This window comes from Rhizobium sp. WSM4643, from assembly GCF_025152745.1.
Classification (GTDB): domain Bacteria; phylum Pseudomonadota; class Alphaproteobacteria; order Rhizobiales; family Rhizobiaceae; genus Rhizobium; species Rhizobium leguminosarum_I.
On sequence record NZ_CP104040.1, the window covers coordinates 3482917 to 3502697 of the forward strand.

At 57.2% G+C, this 19781-nt stretch carries 16 protein-coding genes; 9 read left to right on the forward strand and 7 right to left on the reverse strand.

Annotated elements, in window-relative coordinates; all coding sequences use genetic code 11:
- Positions 1-115: 115 nt before the first annotated feature.
- From N1937_RS17415 to N1937_RS17435, 5 genes are all read left to right on the forward strand, one after another.
- Complete coding sequence (locus tag N1937_RS17415; protein ID WP_017965906.1) at positions 116-817, forward strand: sugar transferase; 702 nt, start codon at positions 116-118, stop codon at positions 815-817.
- A gap of 114 nt (positions 818-931) precedes the next feature.
- A complete protein-coding gene (locus N1937_RS17420) occupies positions 932-2689 on the forward strand; it encodes a GumC family protein (protein WP_260056622.1) in 1758 nt (585 codons plus the stop codon).
- Positions 2686-3708, forward strand: a complete 1023-nt coding sequence (locus tag N1937_RS17425) for a glycosyltransferase family 2 protein (protein WP_260056623.1) — start codon at positions 2686-2688, stop codon at positions 3706-3708. The genes N1937_RS17420 and N1937_RS17425 overlap by 4 nt, the downstream gene beginning before the upstream one ends.
- 5 nt (positions 3709-3713) lie before the next feature.
- Positions 3714-5096 carry a polysaccharide biosynthesis/export family protein gene (locus tag N1937_RS17430; RefSeq protein WP_162117904.1) on the forward strand — a complete coding sequence of 461 codons (1383 nt, stop codon included), beginning with the start codon at positions 3714-3716 and terminating at the stop codon, positions 5094-5096.
- Positions 5097-5221: 125 nt separating this feature from the next.
- Positions 5222-6691: a hypothetical protein gene (locus tag N1937_RS17435; RefSeq protein ID WP_260056624.1), complete on the forward strand. Its 1470-nt coding sequence runs from the start codon at positions 5222-5224 to the stop codon at positions 6689-6691.
- Between the two features lie 188 nt (positions 6692-6879).
- Here N1937_RS17435 and N1937_RS17440 read toward each other — a convergent pair whose 3' ends face one another.
- The gene (locus N1937_RS17440; protein WP_026154331.1) at positions 6880-7179 is read right to left on the reverse strand and encodes a hypothetical protein; all 300 of its coding nucleotides are present in this window, start codon (positions 7177-7179) and stop codon (positions 6880-6882) included.
- A gap of 305 nt (positions 7180-7484) precedes the next feature.
- Here N1937_RS17440 and N1937_RS17445 point away from each other — a divergent pair, with 305 nt between their 5' ends.
- On the forward strand, positions 7485-8396 hold the full coding sequence (locus N1937_RS17445; RefSeq protein WP_170257918.1) for a glycosyltransferase family 8 protein: 912 nt from the start codon (positions 7485-7487) through the stop codon (positions 8394-8396).
- Positions 8397-8528: 132 nt separating this feature from the next.
- Positions 8529-9551 carry a glycosyltransferase family 2 protein gene (locus tag N1937_RS17450; RefSeq protein ID WP_017965914.1) on the forward strand — a complete coding sequence of 341 codons (1023 nt, stop codon included), beginning with the start codon at positions 8529-8531 and terminating at the stop codon, positions 9549-9551.
- A 184-nt stretch (positions 9552-9735) separates the two neighbouring features.
- Here N1937_RS17450 and N1937_RS17455 read toward each other — a convergent pair whose 3' ends face one another.
- The gene (locus N1937_RS17455) at positions 9736-10488 is read right to left on the reverse strand and encodes a Crp/Fnr family transcriptional regulator (protein ID WP_222295761.1); all 753 of its coding nucleotides are present in this window, start codon (positions 10486-10488) and stop codon (positions 9736-9738) included.
- A gap of 451 nt (positions 10489-10939) precedes the next feature.
- On the opposite strand from N1937_RS17455, the gene N1937_RS17460 reads away from it, so the two are divergent.
- Positions 10940-11596 carry a sugar transferase gene (locus N1937_RS17460; RefSeq protein WP_170261629.1) on the forward strand — a complete coding sequence of 219 codons (657 nt, stop codon included), beginning with the start codon at positions 10940-10942 and terminating at the stop codon, positions 11594-11596.
- 67 nt (positions 11597-11663) lie between these two features.
- Here the strand turns inward: N1937_RS17460 and N1937_RS17465 are convergent, their stop codons facing one another.
- On the reverse strand, positions 11664-11960 hold the full coding sequence (locus tag N1937_RS17465) for a hypothetical protein (protein WP_162117898.1): 297 nt from the start codon (positions 11958-11960) through the stop codon (positions 11664-11666).
- 588 nt (positions 11961-12548) lie between these two features.
- Positions 12549-13658, reverse strand: a complete 1110-nt coding sequence (locus N1937_RS17470) for an acyltransferase family protein (protein ID WP_032985372.1) — start codon at positions 13656-13658, stop codon at positions 12549-12551.
- A 252-nt stretch (positions 13659-13910) separates the two neighbouring features.
- On the opposite strand from N1937_RS17470, the gene N1937_RS17475 reads away from it, so the two are divergent.
- Positions 13911-16229, forward strand: coding sequence for a membrane-bound PQQ-dependent dehydrogenase, glucose/quinate/shikimate family (locus tag N1937_RS17475; RefSeq protein ID WP_017965920.1), 2319 nt, complete (start codon positions 13911-13913; stop codon positions 16227-16229).
- 311 nt (positions 16230-16540) lie between these two features.
- Here the strand turns inward: N1937_RS17475 and N1937_RS17480 are convergent, their stop codons facing one another.
- The 3 genes from N1937_RS17480 to N1937_RS17490 form a co-directional block, all read right to left on the reverse strand.
- Positions 16541-17323, reverse strand: a complete 783-nt coding sequence (locus N1937_RS17480) for a FadR/GntR family transcriptional regulator (RefSeq protein WP_260056625.1) — start codon at positions 17321-17323, stop codon at positions 16541-16543.
- 193 nt (positions 17324-17516) lie between these two features.
- Positions 17517-18503, reverse strand: coding sequence for a substrate-binding domain-containing protein (locus N1937_RS17485; RefSeq protein WP_017965922.1), 987 nt, complete (start codon positions 18501-18503; stop codon positions 17517-17519).
- A 48-nt stretch (positions 18504-18551) separates the two neighbouring features.
- Entirely contained in the window at positions 18552-19532 is a 981-nt protein-coding gene (locus tag N1937_RS17490) for an NAD-dependent epimerase/dehydratase family protein (RefSeq protein WP_222295763.1), read from the reverse strand.
- Positions 19533-19781 lie beyond the last annotated feature (249 nt).

Consider the following 19781-nt stretch of genomic DNA (forward strand, 5'->3'; position numbering starts at 1 on the left):
TGCCCGTTAGTAGCATAAACAATTTATTAAGGATTATGACCTTGGTAACAGACAACCAGAGTGCGGCGCAGCAAACTTTGAACGGTTCTTAATCGGAATGTTTTGGAGACCATCGATGACATGGGAAGCACATAGTTTCGAGGCCTGGTCGCGTGTCGGACGGTCCGCGAAAGACGGCGATCTCCATTCGTCCCGGCCTCGTGCCGCAGGCAGATCGTCGAAGCGAGCGATAGACCTTTTCATCGCAATCACGGCGCTGATCCTCCTTTCCCCGCTTCTGTTGATCGTCGCAATAATCGTGAAGATGAGCGACCGCGGCCCGGTCTTCTATTCCCATACGCGTATCGGCGTCGGCGGAGCGCCGTTCGGGTGCCTCAAGTTTCGCACGATGAAGACCGATGCGAGCGCTCAGCTTGCCGAATTGCTGCAAAACAACCCGGCTGCGCGAAGCGAATGGGAAGAGACACGCAAGCTGAAGGACGATCCGAGGGTTACAGCCGTCGGCGAGATCCTGAGGCGGTCGAGCATCGACGAACTCCCCCAGCTGATCAATATCGTGCGTGGCGACATGAGCCTTGTCGGCCCCCGGCCGATCACGGCCGAGGAATTGCCGCGCTACGGCGAGCATATTTGGGCCTACATGGCCGTCCGCCCGGGCCTGACCGGTCACTGGCAGACCAGCGGGCGCAACGATGTCAGTTATGAGTACCGGGTTTCCCTCGACGTTCACTATCTCGCCAACTGGTCGCTCGGCCGGGACTTCGTCATCATTGCCAAGACCATTCCCGCTCTGTTTTCGCAGCGCGGCTCTTACTGAGCATTCAGGGGAAGCTGCCGACCATGCGTGAAATCGGAAGACACGCTGCCCCCGTCCCTCCAAGCTGCCACTCCCTGGTTGCTCCGTGATCTCGCCATTTTGGATTAGGACGACATGACCTCAAGCACGATCTTCAGCGGTGTTTCTCCGATATCTCTGCCCGCCGCAGCCACTGGCGGGAATTCGCCGCTGACCTTGCGAGATATGCTCTTCTTTCTCAGGATGCGCTGGCGATGGATTGTGGCGACGACGCTCGTTTTCCTCGCAATGGCGGGGATCTATGTGCTGAGCGCCGAGCCGACTTTCGTTGCCAGCACGCAACTTGTGATCTTCCCTCAGGTGAGCGGCACCGAAGCACAAAGGTCTTTCGCCGAAGACGCATTCATAGAGGGACAGCTGGAGATCGCCAGATCCAGCGATGTCATCGGCGAAACGGTAAGGGCACTTGGTCTCGATACCGATCCTGGCTTTGTCGATCAGGCGCCTTCGCTGCAGGATAGAGCAAAGAACTGGTTGATGGGGATTTCCTCTGAATCAGATCCGGAATCGCAGGAAGCAGTAGGCACAGGGCCGCGCCAGGCACAGCCGCAGGCGGAGGACGATCGGATCCAGGATCGGGCCATCGCTACTCTGCTGAACATGATAGGAATACGCCGGGTCGGGAGCTCGACGATCATCGAGATCTCGGCTGCTGCGTCGACCCCTCAGAGGGCCGTCGACATCGCCGATATGCTCGCCAGGCAATATATCCAGAAGAATATCGCGATGAAGGCCAATGCCTCCCGGCAATACAGCGAATGGCTGGCAAGATTCGTAAGCGAGCAGCAGCGTGGACTGGCCGAAGCTGCCAGCGCCCTGGCCAGCTTTACAAGCAACCCGCGCGATCAGTTCAAGCTTGCGGAGCTGCAGAGTGCAACGGACGCCCGCCGCACCCTCTACGAAAATACCTTGAACCAGTTGACGGAAGCCCGACAGCGCATCACCTACCCGGTGTCCGATGCCACGATCGTCTCGCAGGCCACACTGCCGCTTTCGAAGGCCAGACCACGCAGCGCGCTCATTATCGCCTTTGCGTCGGCGGTTGGTCTTGGCGTCGGGCTGGCACTCGCCATGATCAGGCACGCCGGCGATCGCCGGATCATCCGTCCCCATCAGATCGCGGAATCCGGCGGACTGCCCTTTGTCACTTTGCTAGCGACATCGAGGCGGATCCGCAATGGTCATCCTGCACGTTTCCTTGCTGCCGGTACCGGCAGCAGCACAGCCGCCTATCCTGTCATCCCGGGCATGGCGGAACTGAGCGCGACAGTCGTCGGTCTTCGGCGCAAACGCCGGGTCGTCATTGGAATCGTCGCCGTCAATCCCGGCGGCGGGGCGTCGACCATAGCATGCGAACTTGCGGTGCTGTCCTCGATATCAGGCGCTCACACGCTGCTGATCGATGCAGCCGCACAGAAATCGTCGCTCAGCAAATCGATCGCCCCGCATAGTTCCACAGGTCTCGTCGACGTTCTCGAAAATGGCGAACTGATCCAGACGGCGGCATTGGCCCTCACCCCGACGCTGAAATTTCTTCCCCTCGGCAAAGTCGAAGCGGTGACGCCAGCCATACGCCTCAGTTCGCGCCGCACGCAGTTGAGTTTCGCCGAACTGAAAAAGGAGTTCGACGCCATATTCGTCGACATTTCCGCATTCTCCGCGTCGCCGGATGCCAATGCGATCGCGCCGGAACTGGACGGTGTCCTCGTGGTCACGTCGCACGGGCGCACCTCGATCGACGACACCATGCGCGTCATCGACACCCTGCGGAATGTCGGCGCGGAGATCCTCGGCGCGATCATCAATCATGCACCGAAAAGAATAGAGTCATGACCTCACCTTCGGCAGAAGCAACCAGGCAGGACAGCCCGATCGGACCGGCGCCTGTTCCTTGCGGCGCTGAAGCCATAGCCGGGCACGCGAAGCGCCCGTTGCGAATGGCCGTCGGGATCGCTTCGGCCGGCCGGCCCTCGATACTGCGGGAGACGGTGGATTATCTCACGGCCCTGCAGGATCAGGCCAACCGGCTGATCGTCTGCGTGCCCGTGATCGACGACGCAGCCGGGCTCGCCGACCGGCGCGACGTGGAAGTCACCGTCGGCAGCCGCGGCTTGACCTCTCAGCGCAACAGGATCATCCAGGCGGCCGCTGCCGATACGGATGTTCTGATCTTCCTGGATGACGACTTCATTCCCGCCGCGACCTTCCTGTCGCGGATGGCGGCCGTCTTTGCGGCAAACCCCGACGTGGCGATCGCCACCGGCGAAGTTCTGGCCGATGGCATCCTCGACGGCGGCCTCAGCATGTCAAACGCTCTGCAGGTTCTTGAAACTGCGGCCGAAGGAGCCGTGCAGGTGACGGATGTCTATAACGCCTACGGATGCAATATGGCGGTTCGCCTTTCACCCATTCTCGAGCACGCGCTGGCCTTCGATGAACAATTGCCGCTCTACGGCTGGCTCGAGGATGTCGATTTCAGTCGGTCCATCGCCCGCTATGGCAGGTCCGTCCGTGTCGAAGGTGCCCGCGGGGTGCACCTCGGCGTCAGATCCGGGCGCCAGCCCGGCCGAAGACTCGGCTATTCGCAGGTTGCCAATCCTGTCTACCTGACCCGCAAGGGCACGATGTCGAAGGGCCGTGCCGTTGCACAGATCGGCCGTAACATCCTGGCGAATACGCGGGGCCTGTTGTTCAATGATCGCTTGGTCGACCGTTGGGGACGTTTGAACGGCAATTTGCTGGCCCTGTCCGATCTTCTTATCGGCCGCGCCTCTCCGTCCCGCATTCTCGAATTCGGCAATCCCTCGTCGCGCGAGCTGCCTTCGCCGCCGATCGCAACGAAAAGGAGATAGCAGACATGCAGCGCACATCCTTGTCCGATCGCCTCATCTCCGCCGCCCTTGCCTTGCTGGTATCTTCCTGCGTAACCGGCTGGAGCGTCGCTCATGCGGAAAACTATACGCTCGTGCCGGAAGATCAGGTGCGACTGCGTGTCGTCGAATGGCGATCTTCGGATGCCCGGTATGCCAGCTGGGAGGCACTCGGCGGGACATATACGGTCGATGATACCGGCAATCTGGCGATCCCGATCGCTGGCCAGGTGCAGGCGATCGGCAAGACGACGGAACAGGTTTCCGATGCGATCGCCACTGCGCTCTCCGAAAAGGCCGAACTGCCGGGAAAACCGTTCATCGCGGTGGAGATCGCTCAACATGCACCGATCTTCGTAACCGGAACCGTGCAGACCCCTGGGCGCTATGCTTTTGAGGCCGATATGACGGTTATGAAGGCCGTCAGCATCGCCGGCGGCTTCCTTCGGGAGCGCGAGGAAAATACCGTCTTCGAGCGCGACCGGATCCAGGCCGCCGGCGCCTATCGAACCGCCATTCTCAACCGGCGCGATCTTCTGATGCGCCAGGCGCGGTTGCGCGCCGAGATTGCCGGCGAACAGAGTTTCGAGATCCCTGCCGAGCTCGCCGGAACGCCCGATGTGGACAAGCTGAAGGCGCAGGAATTGAACCTGATGCGGCTGCGACGCGTCGATATCGAAAGCCAGATCGAAGCGGCAAGCGACCTCAGCCGTCTCTACGGCCAGCAGGTCCAGTCTCTCGAGGCCAAGATCAATTCGCAAAAACGGCAGATCGACCTCGCGCAGAAGGAACTGGACAATGTCAACAGCCTGGTGAGCAAGGGCTTGGTCAGCAATTCCCGTCAGGTCTCGGTCGACCGCGGGGTCGCTGATGCGCAAGGCACCCTGATCGATCTCGAAGTCGCCCTGACCACGGCTCGCCAGGGGCTCAGCGAAGCCGACCGCTCGAAGATCAATATCGTCAATCGGCAGAACAGCGAAAACCAGGAACTGCTGAACCAGGTCAATCTGGCGATCGGCAGAGCGGCGATCGATATCCAGGTGGCCCAGCTTCTGGGCGAGCAGGCTGGCTACAGCGCGCAACTCGCCCAGATGAATACGGAAACGCCGGGTCTTGGCAGAGCGCAGAAGAACTACAGGATCGTGCGTCGCAACGAAGACGGGACTTATCGCAATATCGAGGCGGACGAGACGACCACCTTGCGGCCGCATGATGTCGTCGAAATCGGCATCGACACCGACCTTCAGACGCCGTCGCCTCCGCTGCAGCTGCAGTCCGCACCGCAGCAAAGCTCGACCGTCCCGCTGTCGAATGTGGCAGGCGATAATCAAGCGGCTGCCGGCTGGATATCCCAGACGGGATCGAATTAGGGGGCGGTTGTGAGCATCGACGACAGCTGGCGGCTTCCGCCTCAAGCATCGCGCCGAAAGGTGGAAGCCGGTCTTCGGCAAAACCGATGCCTCCGCCGCTCGCCGTCCGGATCGGGGTCTGAAGCATGTCGATAGAACCGATCGGTTTCATCGTTCTGCTGCTTGGCCTGCTCGGCATGGTCAACGGCGCGCGTTTTGCGGTCGCGACCCTTTGCCTGTCGACGCTGCTGGGGGCCGCAGCGGCTCTCCAATTGCCCGCGCTCGGCGGCAGCAGCATCCAGCCAAGCCATCTACTGGTACTTTTTCTCGTGGCCGCCGCCCTGTTACGCCCGGCTCAAACACAGGCCATGCTGACCAGTCTCGCCTATCCGGGTCCTGGTTTCTGGTTTGCCTGCTACATCCTGTTTTCCGTAGCATCCTCTTTCTTCTTGCCCCGCATCTTTGCGGGCGCGACCTTGGTCTACTCCTCTGCACGAGACGCCACGGGCATGATGTCGACGGTGGCCGCTCCCTTGTCGCCGGGTTCGTCCAATCTCAGCCAGTCCGTCTATCTGCTCGGCGATCTGGCCTGCTTTGCTGCGATCTCGGGGCTTACCAGGCTCGGATATGCCCGTTTCATCGCACTGCAGTTGATCGTGGCCTCGATCGCATGTTTTGCCCTGGCGTTGGTCGATATCGGAACGTTCCTGACCGACCAGTCCTACCTGCTCGATGTCATCAGAAATGCGAATTATACGATGCATACGGCCGAGACCATCAGCGGCTTCAAACGCATCGTCGGTCCGTTTCCCGAAGCAAGCACTTATGGCGCGGTCGCATTGACCTATTTTTCCTTCACGCTCATGCTTTGGCTGGAGCGCGTCCAAAGCCGCATGGCGGGACTTGCAACGCTTTTTATCGGCCCGACGATCGTCCTTTGCACCTCAACAACCGCCTATATCGCCGGCATCTTCGTTGTCTGCATGTTCGTGCTCTATTGCTTGAAACGACTGATCGGCGGCCCGGCCACGACCCCGCACGTGGCACTCCTGGTGATCACGCTGTTCTTGATTCCCTGCGCCATCGTCGCGCTCAGCCTTGTCCCCGATGCGTGGGATTCCATTGCCGGCCTGGTGAACACCACCTTGTCGGACAAGCTTCAATCGCAATCCGGCGAAGAGCGCACTGCCTGGAACACGCTGGCATTGATCGCATTCGTCGATACTGCCACCTTCGGCGCCGGGCTCGGCACGGTTCGAGCCTCGAGTTTCATCGCTGCATTGCTCTCCAATGTCGGATTGACCGGCACTCTTCTCTTCGCCGCCTTCCTGTACAGCCTCGTGAGAGCCTCCGGCCGGCATAGGTCAGGCAATCGGGAGATGCACGCGATCGGAAACGCGGCGGTGATGGCATCCATCGCCCAGGTCGCCTCGGCGGCGATATCGGGAAGCGGCACCGATCTCGGTTTGCTGTTCAGCACCACGGCCGGCCTGGCGGCCGGCTGCCTGGCGGCAACCAATACCTCGCCACGCCGCGCGACCCGATCGCTTGCCAACCGGACTCCACTGGGGACATCGACATCTCTGATGAGAGCGCCGATGTTTTCAACACGATGACGCCCGCTGTGGAGCTCCGCCATGGCGTAGCATGGCAATCTCATCAAGCCGTTGGCGTGCCGGCACGGGGCCGAAGCCAGCCGGCCACGCCGCATCTTTCAAGAATCTCCTGTAGAAACAAACTGGCGAACGAACGCCGTCCTGCAAGGCCATCCGCAGAAGGCTATGCGGCGGATTCCATGTCGATATTAGCCTTGCGGGCGCTCACGGGTGGTCGCGACGCTATCTGCAGCGGAATTGTTTTCCCGCAGCCTGGCACTGCGTCGCAAAAACCCCGAGAGGAACACGCCCGCCAGATAGCCGATTTCCATGAGCGAGAGAATGGCGACACCGAAGAGGATTGCCGCAATCACCGAAGACCCGTCGACGAAAGCCACACTGCCGAAGCCGATTGCGACGAGAAACGCAAAAATTGCGAAAGCCCAGGCGCGGATGGAAGCCCCGGCAGCGATCGAAATGACGGCTGCCACAAGTATGGTGATCAACATGACAATCCCCCTCCCCTCCGCATTCCACCAAACGTCCCGGCACCAATCGTCGTACCGCGAAACGATATGTCGAAACACAGCCTTATGACAGACAAGGCATTCCTCAATGAATACCTCAACAATGAAACACGCAAAAGCCGCCGTCAGCCAGATACCGATTCAGCACCATTGGACTGGATGTCGGCAATATATACTGAACAGGGCCTTCATATGACAGACCTGTCGGCTCAATTCACAACTGTTCCCTCGCCTCGCAAAGACAATGCCGATTCAATCGTATTGCGCACAATCGGAAGGGTGATGACATGAATAATCAGTGCGTCGTCTACGTCACGGATGTCGAATATTCATTTCCGACCATTCTCTCGGCGCTTCAGGCTCGCAAATTCGCAAGCCCCGTGACCGATGTCTGCGTCCTCATGTCGGAACATCTCGACAATTTCGAAGAGTTGAAAGCCCTGCTCGCAACGAGCAGGGTCATATTGATCGATGCGACTGAGGCGCTGCAGGACTCGCTCGGCAAGCTCGACAGTTCGCATTTCCAGGGGCGCATCAGCGTCAGCACGATGGCCAAGCTGGTCCTTTGCGAGATCCTGCCTGCCCATTATACCCAGATCATCTACCTCGATGGGGATACCCAGATCGTCAGCGATCTGGGTGCTTTCGAAAGTGCAACAGTGCCCGAAGGCAGGTTTTTCGCGGCACGCGATTACACGGCGATCCATGACTTCCTCGACACGGGAAAGGACAGCCACTATTTCAATGCAGGGGTCCTGAAATTCCATCGCAACGGCTGGATCGGACAGGAGGCGCTTGAGCTTTTTGCTAAAAATCCCGAGGCCTGCGAGGGCAAACATGATCAGGGCGCATTGAATTATGTCTGCGGTTCATCGCTCATCCTCGTATCGAACCGGTGGAACTTTCCCAAACAGTTCCTTCATCTGGTGACCATGTCCTCCTTGTCGATCGTCCATTATATGGCGCATCCGAAGCCATGGCACGGAACCTTCTTTCCATGGACCGATAAAGAAAGCCAAGTGTACGTCGACTTGCGCAAAGCACATCCGATTTACAACTCTCTGTATCGCGGAATAAGCTTCGACCGTAAGATGCTGTATAAATATCGATCGATACGGGCGCGCATCGAACACGCGATTGAGAAAAACGAATTCAATCCTCGGGTTCAGAGCCTGCTGGTTGGCGATTACGCTGTATGATGATGTATTGCTGGTCCGTCCTGAATGTTCGCGAAACTGAACTCAGCGTCGCCGGTCGAGCCGTGGACTTGCAGACGGAAGCGCAAGTATTCATCCATTCATTCCAGGAATGGATAATGTTCAGGACAGAATATGAGTTATAGCGCTTCCGCCGCCAGTATCTCGCATTATCTGAAAGCCCGCCTGCGCCGGTCGCTCAAGGCTCGGCAGGTTCGCTATGACCTGCTGCGCAGCGGGCTCGAGCAGGCGCGCCACGTCGTCATCTGCGTCATCCGCGACGAAGGGCACCGGCTGGCCTTCTTCCTGCAGTATTATCGTGATCTCGGCTTCGAGCACTTCATCTGCATCGATAACGGCTCGACCGACGGCACAGCCGAGTTGCTGTCCAGCTTCGACGACGTCTCCCTTCTTTCCGCTCATGGGTCCTACAAGGCGGCGAGATTCGGAAACGACTGGATCAACGAAGTTATCAACCGGCACTGCCGGGAGAAGTGGGTCCTGTACGTTGATGCAGATGAATTTCTGGTCTATCCCCATTGCGACACTCGGCCGATCGATCAATTGACCGCCTATATCGAATCCATGGGCGGCCACTCGCTCCGCTCGGTCATGATCGACATGTATAGCCCGCATCCCGTTCTCGAGAACATCTGCGAACCCGGTCGCAACCCGCTCGAGGTCTGCAATCTCTTCGACCGATCCGGCTATATCGCGCATTTCGACAAACGCAACCGGACAATATGGATCAAGGGTGGCGTTCGCGGGCGGGTCTACTTCCACGACCGGCTGTGGGACGGCCCCGCGCTCAACAAGATACCTCTCGTCTATGTGGCGGGTGAACGTCTGTTTCTCAAATCATCACACCAGGTCTGGCCGCTCTCGCTGAATTTGGGCGACATGCGAGGAGCGCTCGGCGTATCCGGCGCCCTTCTGCATTTCAAGTTTCTGTCGACCTTCGTGCACAAGGTTGCCGATGCGGCACACCGGTCCCAACATACGGAAGAATACACCGTATACTCCTCAGGCAAGGACATGGATGACTTCGTCCATGACGATACGGGGACCTACAGAAGCTGGAAGGACCTGTCCGATCACGGGCTCATACAGGGTGAAGGCTGGAAATACTGGAGGAATGCCTCCGAGACCGAAGTCTAATGCAAGTCGTCCAAAAATGCGCAGCGGTTTTGGGACGACGCGCATGAAGACAAGAGCCAACACGTCAACCCGAGCTTTCAACCTGCATCATCTCACTATCGACTCCCCATCAAACACAAAGCCCGCCGGCGGCGGGTTCTGTTGAGGCTTCTGCCGTTCCGTTTTATTTTATCGAGGCGCCGCCTCAAACGAGAGACGTCACACCCTCGGCATAAGCCTCAAGCGCCTTGCGATTGAGAATGCGGATTTTGCCCTGTGTCCCGTCGACCACTTTGTTCTCGCGCAAACGCCGCAGGCATTGGTTGACCTTCTCACGCGACGCCGGCAGCGTTGCGGCTAGATCATTTTGGGAGATGATCAACTCATCGCCACTATTCTCCGCATCCATTCTGTACAGGGCGGAAAGACGCAGCAGCGTCCGGGCCACTCTCTGCCTTAGACTCGATCCGGCATTGGCAATGATCCGCAGTTCGAGTTCGGAAACACGCGCCAGCGCCTTTGACAGGATCTTCACCTGAAATTGCGGATCGTTCGCACACAAGTCCCGCAGTAATCGACCGTCGAAGTAATGGAGTTCGCAGTCCGAGGAGGCCCGATATTCCAGGTTGAGAGACTGCTTGCGCAGCACTTCCAATTCGCCGATCAAGCCACCTTTAGGAATGATTTCGACGATGAACTCTCGTCCATCGGCAAGCGGGGTGCTTGCACTCACCATTCCGCGCTGCACGCGGGCGAACATGTCGATGAGGACACCGGCGCTGGCAATAAGCTCACCGCGACGAAACTTGCGAACACTCGAGCGGCAAAACGGGAACTCGTGATCCAAATCCCCCCGATCACCGTAAACAATACCTACAGTTCCGAAAGTAATCGCTTCGCCTATTCGCGCCGCGTCTCCTCTAGTTCTGTCGTCTCTGATGCTAATCACCCCATCCATAAGTGCAACTCCACGCAGACTAATTGGCTTACTAGCTCGAGAGACATTCGTAATAATTTGAATTAGAAAGTCAAACAGTAATAAAATAAAAATATCGTGTTGAAACTATACATAATAATGACGGATCCTCACATTTATATATCATAAAATTCATATTGAATTCTGTCTTAAGCAACGCTTTGAAGCTGTAGGACGATTTTTATACGATTTATGACAATTGCCAATCCGCAGAATATGTTAACTATCATAATAATAATGTCATTTATTAAAATAAAGATAAATAATATTTTTGCTACATCGCCAAAAGCGAAGGTAATATTTAATATATTCACAGGAATTTCTTCAGAGAATAAAGAATTTATTCACGATTATGACCTCGGTCACAGACATAGAACTTGCAATAAAACAAGCTTTGGCTGTGATTTCTGGGGTTTGTCTAACGGAGACGCGGATGGCGGGAAAAAATCAGGGCATAAACCCGATCAAACCTTGGCGGGATTTCGCCAGGGCACGACGGGAAAGGCGTCCATTCAATTCGTTACAATCCCATACGATCAGCAGAATTCTGAAGCGCGCGTTGGACCTCATCATTGCAGCAGGGCTCTTAGTCCTTTTGTCGCCGCTCCTTGTATCGGTAGCAGCCATCACAACGCTAAGTGATTGGGGGCCAATTTTCAATTCCCATCGCCGGATCGGTTATAAGGGAAAAGAGTTTGGTTGCCTCAAGTTTCGTACGATAACAGTCGATGCAACGGCCAACGCGCCTGTCACAGTCGTCGGCGATATTTTGAAACGATCGAGCCTCGACAAGCTTCCGCAATTGATCAACGTGTTGCTGGGTCAAATGAGCCTCGTCGGGCCCCGCCCCATTACCAAAGAAGAGCTGTCACATTACGGTGAACATGCTTACGCCTACATGGCCGTCCGTCCCGGCCTGACTGGCCATTGGCAGACCAGCGGGCGCAACGACGTCAGCTACCGGAATAGGATTTCCCTCGACGTCGAGTATTTGTCCAAATGGACGCTGGCGTTGGATTTCGTGATCGTGGCAAAGACGCTCTCCGCCCTGCTTTCCCGGCACGCCTTACTGCCCAGGGTGGATTCCTGAAGCGCGTCGCAATCTTTCAGCTTCGCGCCCAGCTTAGCCGACCATCCGGCCGGCCTCGGTCATGTCATTACCCATGAGGGCGTTTGCCTGTGACATGGGAGCGCTCAGTGATGGCGTTCTTTTTCCGGCGCTTTTGAATATGCCACAAGGAGAAGGCAAATAGGCCCACCAGATAGCATATCTCCATTAATACAAGCACTTCGAAACAAGAAACGACCGCCTCCGTCAAGGAGGTACCTTTCAGCAGGATCACGCCGCCCAAGGCCATGACAACTAGAAATGCAAATATTGCAAAGGCCGAGGCGCGGATGGTGGCTCCGGCAGCGATGGAGACGGCAACCACGACGAGCGTGCTCTTCAGCATTATTCTGATCCTCTCTTCACACCTCCTCCAAGCCACCGCCAGCCCACGACGACATGACAAAACCCAAAGTCGAAACGAAGTTCGATCAAAGTATTTTATCTATTACGGTTAAAATATTGCTAACATCCGCCCAGCAAGTCGTTGAACCCCATCGGATAATATTCGACTATTCATCCAGAAGGCCTGTTCTACCCATTAAACCCAAGGAATCCTTGGATATTGCAGTCAGAAAGATTTTAGGCATCGAAGGCTTATACAGCAGCCGGCAATGCAACTCCGGCCTCCTCTCGCCGAACTGAACGTTCACGTGTTTTTCCTGAAAAGATGAATTTGGCAATAGGCTTACGCTCGAGCGTATGTGCGCTGGCAACGATCGGGCTTACGCTCGTCCGGCAAGCGCGACGGCCTCAGTGTTGCGCAACAGCCTACGCAAGACTCGGCTCCTGCGATGGACCCGGATTGTTCATCTGAGGTGATCGGGCGCGCAACAACGAAAACAGAGCCCGCCGCCATGGCGAGCTCTGCTGATGTCCTTGCCGGTTGAACACCTGCGATGGAATTGCCGGCATCGAGGCCGTATCGGCAAGCCTATTTCGAGACAGCGCCGGCCAATTGCCGTTTTGCGACGCGTTGGAGACTGAGGTTTTCCAGCCAGGTGACTTGTTTCCTCAATTTCAACGCCGGCTTTTCGATGAATCTCCACGAGAAGGCGGCAAAGCAAGCGGCAATGATGCTGCAGACAATGCCGTTCAGCCACCAGTTATGCGCCCAAGGTCCGAGCGCTACGAACGCCTGTTGGATCGGATAGCCATAGAGGAAGACGCCGTAGGAGTAATCAGCTCCACGCAGGACGCCGAGCTTGCGGGGCGAGGTGAGGCCAAGGAAGACCGTGACATATCCCATGGCCGGAATGGCAACAAAGTCCCCAAAGGAGGTGAACCAATAGGCCCATAGGATGAACGCCACCGAGGCGAGGAAAATGCGGATATCCCAAAGAACCTTGTCCTTGTAGAGATAGAAGGTCACCCCCACAAGAAAAGCACAAATGAGCAGATTGCCCGACGCAGTCGTCGGCATATTCGCCCAATCACTTTCATGTTTCCAATATCTTGCGATACCGAAGCTTATGATCAAGGCCGGCGTTGCGATAAGGGCAATCACCCGCCGCCTGACGACGCCGAGCAAGAAGAGGACGGCAATCACCCCATAGCACTCAAGCTCGAAGGGCACAGTCCAGAGCTGCCCGTTCACCATCGCGGCATCAGGATTATCCAGGAATACCCCGGGAAGATTGAAGTGAATGTGCCCTGTGACATTCATCAGATATGTAAAGAACTGAGGATCGGTGAAATAGTCACGCAGGTCATACTCTGTATAGATCGCACCGAGTATAAAGGCAGCCAACAATACCTCTACCGCAAGAGCAGGGTAGATCCGGATAAATCGGTTACCGAGAAAGGAAATCAATGTCTTCGATCGTTCAAGACTGCCAGCCACCAGGAACCCGCTCAGGACAAAGAACATGGGCAGCACAGACTTGATAACAGGGCGGAAGGATGACTCCCAGAGAAAGAGGTCATCGCCGTACGTGACGCGGGCCGTATGTATCCAAAGCACTGAAAAGGCTAACAGTAATCGCATATAATCGAATCCTGTCGGTCGCCCGTTCGCTTGATCAAGCTTTTCGCCGAGAAACATCTGTGCCCCTTTCAGAAGTATTGACTCGATTTGGAATGGCAACCGTTGCCGCAGAGCGGCGCCGGCATCATTGCCGGGTCGGGGCCGCGTGTCAGTGACCACAGGTACATCAGTTAAAAATTGAACGAGAGAGCAGCCCTCTCCCGAAGACGCGTCTCTGACCATCAACCCATGGCCCTGTGCTCCCGAGGTGCCCTGCGATGGTCGGAGTCGGTATCCAGGTGATCGGGCAGCGGATTGGATGAGGAGACTATGAAATTTCTGGCCACCCTGTTTTGTCTTGTTCTCGCCTCTATCGGATTGGGGCTGATCGCAGGCGGCGCTTGGCTGCTGCTCCTCGGCGGTTCGCCCTATTACGCGATCACCGGACTTGCCTATCTGGTTGGCGCATTTCTGCTGTGGCGCCGGAAGATATCAGGCAGCCTCATCGTCCTGCTTGTCGCCGTTCTCACCCTTCCCTGGGCGTTATGGGAGTCGGGTCTTAATTTTTGGGCGCTTTTTGCCCGCTTGATGTCCCCCATCGCGCTGGCAAGCTTTGCGCTTCTCTTTGCTCCGTCGCTTTCCCTGACCGCCAACCGGAAGCTCTTATATGGCGGTGCCTCGGTTACGGCGATCCTGTTCGTCGCGGGTTTCGGCCTGAGCTTTGTGCCGCACGGCATTATCCGCCCCTCCGCCGACATCACCGCCTACAAGACCGCCAAGGGCGACAACGCTCCCTCCGATTGGACATCCTATGGCCGCACCACCGCAGGAGATCGTTATTCGCCATTCGATCAGATCAACCGCGGCAATGTGTCCAAGCTCGATCTTGCCTGGACATATCGCACCGGAAAAAGCGATGGCGCCGATCAGAACACCCCGCTGCAGATCGGCGATACGGTCTACACCTGCACGCCGACAGACGTGATCGCAGCGCTCGATGCAGATACCGGCAAACCCCGCTGGACCTTTGACCCCAAGGCGATGGCGCCTTACTGGCAACGCTGCCGCGGCCTCGGTTACTACAAGATGCCAAAGGCGACCCAGTCAGCCGATGGTCTCTGTAACGAGCGTTTGGTGCAGACGACGATCGATGCCCGTCTCCTGGAAATCGATAGCAAGACCGGCACCCTCTGCAAGGACTTCGGAGACAATGGCACCGTCCAGCTTTCCCAGGGCATGGGCGAAGTCAAGTCAGGCTATTATTTCCAGACATCGGCGCCGCTGATTGCCCGCAATCTGATCGTCGTCGGGGGTTGGGTCACGGACAACCAGGAGGTCGGCGAACCCTCCGGCGTTATCCGCGCGTTCAACGTGGTCACCGGCGAGCTCGAATGGGCATGGGATCTCGGCAACCCCGAGATCACCAAGCTCCCGCCGGACGGCCAGACCTATACGCGGGCCACGCCCAACATGTGGACGATGGCCGCTTTCGACGACAAGCTTGGCCTCATCTATGCACCGCTCGGCAATACCACGCCGGATTATTACGGCGTCAATCGCCCTGGTTTCGCCGATCAATACAACGCGACATTGGTGGCGCTCGATGTAACGACGGGTCGGGAGAAATGGAAATTCCAGACCGTGCATCACGATATCTGGGACTATGATCTGCCGGCCCAACCCCTCCTGATCGATCTGCCCGACGGCAATGGCGCCACCGTGCCCGCTCTGCTGCAGACCACCAAACGCGGGCAGCTTTTTCTCCTCGACCGTCAAACCGGCACACCACTTGCCGAAGTTCAGGAGAAACCGGTGCCGCAGCAAGGCGGCGCGCCGGAAGAAAAACTGTCCCCGACGCAGCCCTACTCCGTCGGCATGCCGACAATCGGTGCGGAGCGCGTAACCGAGCAGACGGCCTGGGGCCTCACCATGTTCGATCAGCTGGCATGCCGCATCGCATTCCGCAAGATGCGCTACGACGGCGATTTCACCCCGATCGGCACACAGTATGCGATCCAGCAGCCGGGCAATCTGGGTGGTCTCAACTGGGGAAGCGTATCGGTCGACCTGCCGAACAACAGGGTCTTCATGAACGATATTCGCGTCCCCAGTCTCTTCTCACTCATTCCGCGCGCCGAATACGTCGATTTTGCCCTGACCACAACCGCGCACGGCCCCTCCGCCCCCCAGCGTGGTACGCCTTACGCCATGGCCACCGAGATGTGGACATCGAGGCTTCGCGTTCCTTGCACGCAACCGCCCTTCGGCACCGTCACCGCAGTGGATCTGAAGACGCGCAAGATCGCATGGCAGGTTCCTGCCGGCACAGCCGAAGAACTCGGGCCGTTCAAGATCAAAACCAAGCTGCCTATGCAGATGGGCCTTCCGAGCTACGCCGGCACGTCGGCCACCGCCGGTGGAATCGTCTTCTTCGCTGGCTTCCAGGACTATTATATCCGCGGCTATGATGCCGAGAACGGTACCGAACTCTGGAAATATCCTCTCCCGGTCGGTTCGAGCGCGACGCCTATGACCTATGTCTCGCCGAAAACAGGCAAGCAATATGTCCTGATATCGGTTGGTGGAGCGCCATACTCGAAAGATGTTGGCGACTATGTGCTGGCGTTTTCTCTAAAGAACGGAGATTAACCCCTCAAGTCCAGTGAACCGGCTGCGCTCAGGCTGAATCTCACGCCTGGCGACCAGAGTCGATTGGTTAGGGGGCTCCGGATCAATCCTGATTTCTCCATAGAACGACGCCGACGCGTCCTTCCATTCGAAACCCCGAGGACTTCAACGGCTGCGTGAAAGGAACCCGTAAGTAATGATTTACTATACCAGATCTTGCTCAATACTGAGGGCAACAGCCGTCGAACCGATATCACGGACTACCCCGTGCTATGACGGCATATGCACGCGGGACTGGCAACCGCTTCCTCAACCGGACAGAATGCGAACGTCTATCGTGACCACCGGGCTATGATGTCGTCGGTATTTGCCAGCGCCTTGCGGACTGCGTTGCGCGCCAAGTTCGGCCGCTGCAGTCGAATGCTTTTCTCAATATTTTCGTGAAGTTTCAGCGCATATCGCAAGTTGTCTTCCTCCCGCGTGACATGGGCGAAGAGGTGATTCAGCGCCGATTCGATCAATACGCCGAGCGGTACCAACAGATCATTTCCGGAGGCGCGCAAGATCGCGATGTGAAATCGCGCATCGGATTCTGTTCGCTGCTGGAGCGATGTCGCCTGGTCCATGTCATGCAAGGCCTGACTGATCGCGTTCATCTGCTCCTCAGTTCGTCGCTCCGCAGCAAGCGCAGTCGCTTCCGGCTCGATCATATGCCTGAGTTCTTGCACGGCTCTCAGAAAGGATTCGCGATCGGGAGATGCGGCATACCAGCCCAAGACATCTCGATCCAGCAGGTTCCAACGTTCCCTAGGTTCGACCCAGCTGCCGATTTTCGGGCGGGAAGAAAGCAGGCCCTTGGCCTTCAACATCTTGATCGCTTCGCGCACCGCCGAGCGGCTGACGTCAAAGACTTCCGACCATTTTGCCTCATTTGGCAGGATCGTGCCCGGAGGATAGTCCCCGCGCACGATTCGCAGACCGATCTCGCCGGCCAATGACACATGAACGCTCGCCCCAGTCATGCGGGGAGAATTTGGGCGCCTTGTGGTTATCGAGCGGTCAACCGTCACCACCTCGACCGCAGCCGTTGGCTTTCCTGATTTTTTGTCAGGCATTTATTTCTACTGCCTCAGCATTCTTTCGACTGTCTGCACGTATGATCAAAACAATCGTAATAACGAGGAAGTCGCCTGCGATTGACGCCGGCACAAAGCGCGGAATTCAAGGCGCGTCAACCCTGCGGATCTCTCGATCCGTCTCGTGAGGACAGTCGGCGCACCCTTCAACCGGGTGCGCCAAACCGTGAACCTACTTTTGAATGCAGGTGTCGACTGTATCCTTTGTGCACTCATCGAGCCCGGTGAAGACCGGATCTTTAACCGGCTTGCCGGCAATCAGATCCATCATCACCGAAGGTGCTTTGTAGCCCATCTCGAATGGCCGCTGGCCGACGAGCGCAGTCACTAGGCCTTCCTTCGCAATGGCAACCTCGTCGCCGATCGTGTCGGCCGCACCAATGACGAAATCGTTGCTGGCGATCTTCTCGGCCATTGGCTTGAACAGGTCGCGATAGGGTTGCGGTGCGCCGAACAACGGCCAGCCACCCATAATGCCGAATGCGTCCATGCCGGGATTGGCCGCGAGAATATCGGTCATTGCCTGAACACCCTTGGCACCGTCGTCATTGGTGAACACCGGGCAGCCGGCGACCTCAGTCCAGCCACCCTCACCTTTCAGCGCGGGCAAGCCTTTCTGACCAGTGAGCGTGTCGCGCATCCCTTGTGCGCGGCGTAGAATATTGTCTGCGCCCGGATTGCCTTCGATCGTGCAGATCTTGCCGCCCTTCGGCTTGGCCTTCTTGATGTACTCGCCGATGCGGGCGCCCATCAGATAGTTGTCGGTGCCAAGATAGGTCTTGCGCAAGGCTGCATCCTCGGCGGCAAGATCGGCATCGAGCGTCATCACCGGAACCGTTGGATTGGCGGTCTTCAGGGTCTGGGCGATGAGCTTTGCATTTGACGGCGAGATTGCGATTGCAGCCGTGTCTGCCTTGCCCAACATATCCTGAACGATCTGCGCTTCGCCGGCTTCATCTGATGTCGATGCCGGACCGGTGTAGAAGCATTCGTATTCGGCCGTGGGGTTCTCCTTGTTCCATTTCTGGCAACCTTGATTGATTGCTTCGAAGAACGGATTGTCGAGGCCTTTGACGACGATGACGAGTTGCTTCTTGGCCAAGGCTTGCCCGGCGGTCATTGCTAAAACTGCGGCTGTAAGTAGTAATGCCTTCCTCATAGTTTCCTCCCTTGAAACAGACGGACACCGCGTGCCCGCCACACGAAATCAACCCGGATACCAGACGATGCGAGGCTCCTCCTTTGAGCGCTCGTATTGCCATGCCGAGTCGATAAGCATTTCGAGATCGTAGTCTGGCCGCCAATCCAGCAGGTATTTCGCTTTGCTGTTGTCCATCCAATTGGAATGGAATCGGCTTGGTATGTCGATTGAGCCGAGATTGCGGGTACTGAGGAGATAGGCGGCGACTTCAGCATAGTCGACCGGTCGATCCATGCAGATATTGAAGAGTTGCCGCTCCGCCCGGGGGTTATCGATCGCTGCCAGTATTGCCGATACAAGGTCATCGACATGCACGAAGTTGCGTTTCAGCGGACGACTGTCAGCATCGAGCAGCAGCGGCACCGTATCCATCGCCGCATAGCGCCGTGCCGCGTCTTCCGGGACGAGCGTCTTCCAGTCCGGACCGCCAAAGACGTCGTCTCCAAAAGACAGCGAATACTTGAAGTCGTCCTTTTCCATGATCCAGGGCGCGCGCAGACAACAGCCATTAAGGCCGTACTGAATGCCAAACTGCTCCAGCATGACCTCTTCCAGGACTTTGGAGAGCGCATAGCTTCCCGGATAGGCACAATGGCGGGTGTTCTCGGTGATCGGGCCGTTGTGGCGATAGTGGAAATGTCCCACACCCGCATCACCACCAATCAGGATGAACTGGCGTGCGGTGACGCTCGTACGGAACTCCTCGAGCAGCCAAAAGAGACCTTTGACCGTGACATCCATGATGTCTTCAGGCGTTTCCTTGCATGTGGCGAGATGCACGACATGGGTAACGTCATCCAGCGCCGCTGCCACGACATCGCGATCGGCGATCGAGCCTTGGAAGACATCGACACGGTCGGTCGCCTCGTACAAACGATTATGACAAAGCGCACGAATACGGGCTTTGGAAAATCTCGGATCGTCAAGCAGCCCAGCAATGAAGCGCCGCCCGACCTTGCCCGTCGAACCGGTAACAAGGATCAGCATGCTCATTCTCCCCCATGAGTAGCTAATATCCGGGCACCACTCTCGTCAAATGATATTTGTCTGACAAAACAGATTTTTGCGACAATAGGAGCAACGGCCGGGACAATGAGTTGACGCTGTCGCAGGGTTTTGCGTAAATGCTCCCATTCGCTTTTCCTGGGAGGACACTGGAGAAGCGGACACGCTCGAGCCTTGCGTCGGAGACAGGCAGGGTTCGGAGCGATGGATGGCCCGCAGGTTTTGGGAGGC

Excerpts from the sequence above, each read along its gene's own strand:
- N1937_RS17415 (WP_017965906.1), top strand. The coding sequence starts at position 116 with ATGACATGGGAAGCACATAGTTTCGAGGCCTGGTCGCGTGTCGGACGG.
- N1937_RS17420 (WP_260056622.1), top strand. The coding sequence starts at position 932 with ATGACCTCAAGCACGATCTTCAGCGGTGTTTCTCCGATATCTCTGCCC.
- N1937_RS17425 (WP_260056623.1), top strand. The coding sequence starts at position 2,686 with ATGACCTCACCTTCGGCAGAAGCAACCAGGCAGGACAGCCCGATCGGA.
- N1937_RS17430 (WP_162117904.1), top strand. The coding sequence starts at position 3,714 with ATGCAGCGCACATCCTTGTCCGATCGCCTCATCTCCGCCGCCCTTGCC.
- N1937_RS17435 (WP_260056624.1), top strand. The coding sequence starts at position 5,222 with ATGTCGATAGAACCGATCGGTTTCATCGTTCTGCTGCTTGGCCTGCTC.
- N1937_RS17440 (WP_026154331.1), bottom strand. The coding sequence starts at position 7,179 with ATGTTGATCACCATACTTGTGGCAGCCGTCATTTCGATCGCTGCCGGG.
- N1937_RS17445 (WP_170257918.1), top strand. The coding sequence starts at position 7,485 with ATGAATAATCAGTGCGTCGTCTACGTCACGGATGTCGAATATTCATTT.
- N1937_RS17450 (WP_017965914.1), top strand. The coding sequence starts at position 8,529 with ATGAGTTATAGCGCTTCCGCCGCCAGTATCTCGCATTATCTGAAAGCC.
- N1937_RS17455 (WP_222295761.1), bottom strand. The coding sequence starts at position 10,488 with ATGGATGGGGTGATTAGCATCAGAGACGACAGAACTAGAGGAGACGCG.
- N1937_RS17460 (WP_170261629.1), top strand. The coding sequence starts at position 10,940 with ATGGCGGGAAAAAATCAGGGCATAAACCCGATCAAACCTTGGCGGGAT.
- N1937_RS17465 (WP_162117898.1), bottom strand. The coding sequence starts at position 11,960 with ATGCTGAAGAGCACGCTCGTCGTGGTTGCCGTCTCCATCGCTGCCGGA.
- N1937_RS17470 (WP_032985372.1), bottom strand. The coding sequence starts at position 13,658 with ATGTTTCTCGGCGAAAAGCTTGATCAAGCGAACGGGCGACCGACAGGA.
- N1937_RS17475 (WP_017965920.1), top strand. The coding sequence starts at position 13,911 with ATGAAATTTCTGGCCACCCTGTTTTGTCTTGTTCTCGCCTCTATCGGA.
- N1937_RS17480 (WP_260056625.1), bottom strand. The coding sequence starts at position 17,323 with ATGCCTGACAAAAAATCAGGAAAGCCAACGGCTGCGGTCGAGGTGGTG.
- N1937_RS17485 (WP_017965922.1), bottom strand. The coding sequence starts at position 18,503 with ATGAGGAAGGCATTACTACTTACAGCCGCAGTTTTAGCAATGACCGCC.
- N1937_RS17490 (WP_222295763.1), bottom strand. The coding sequence starts at position 19,532 with ATGCTGATCCTTGTTACCGGTTCGACGGGCAAGGTCGGGCGGCGCTTC.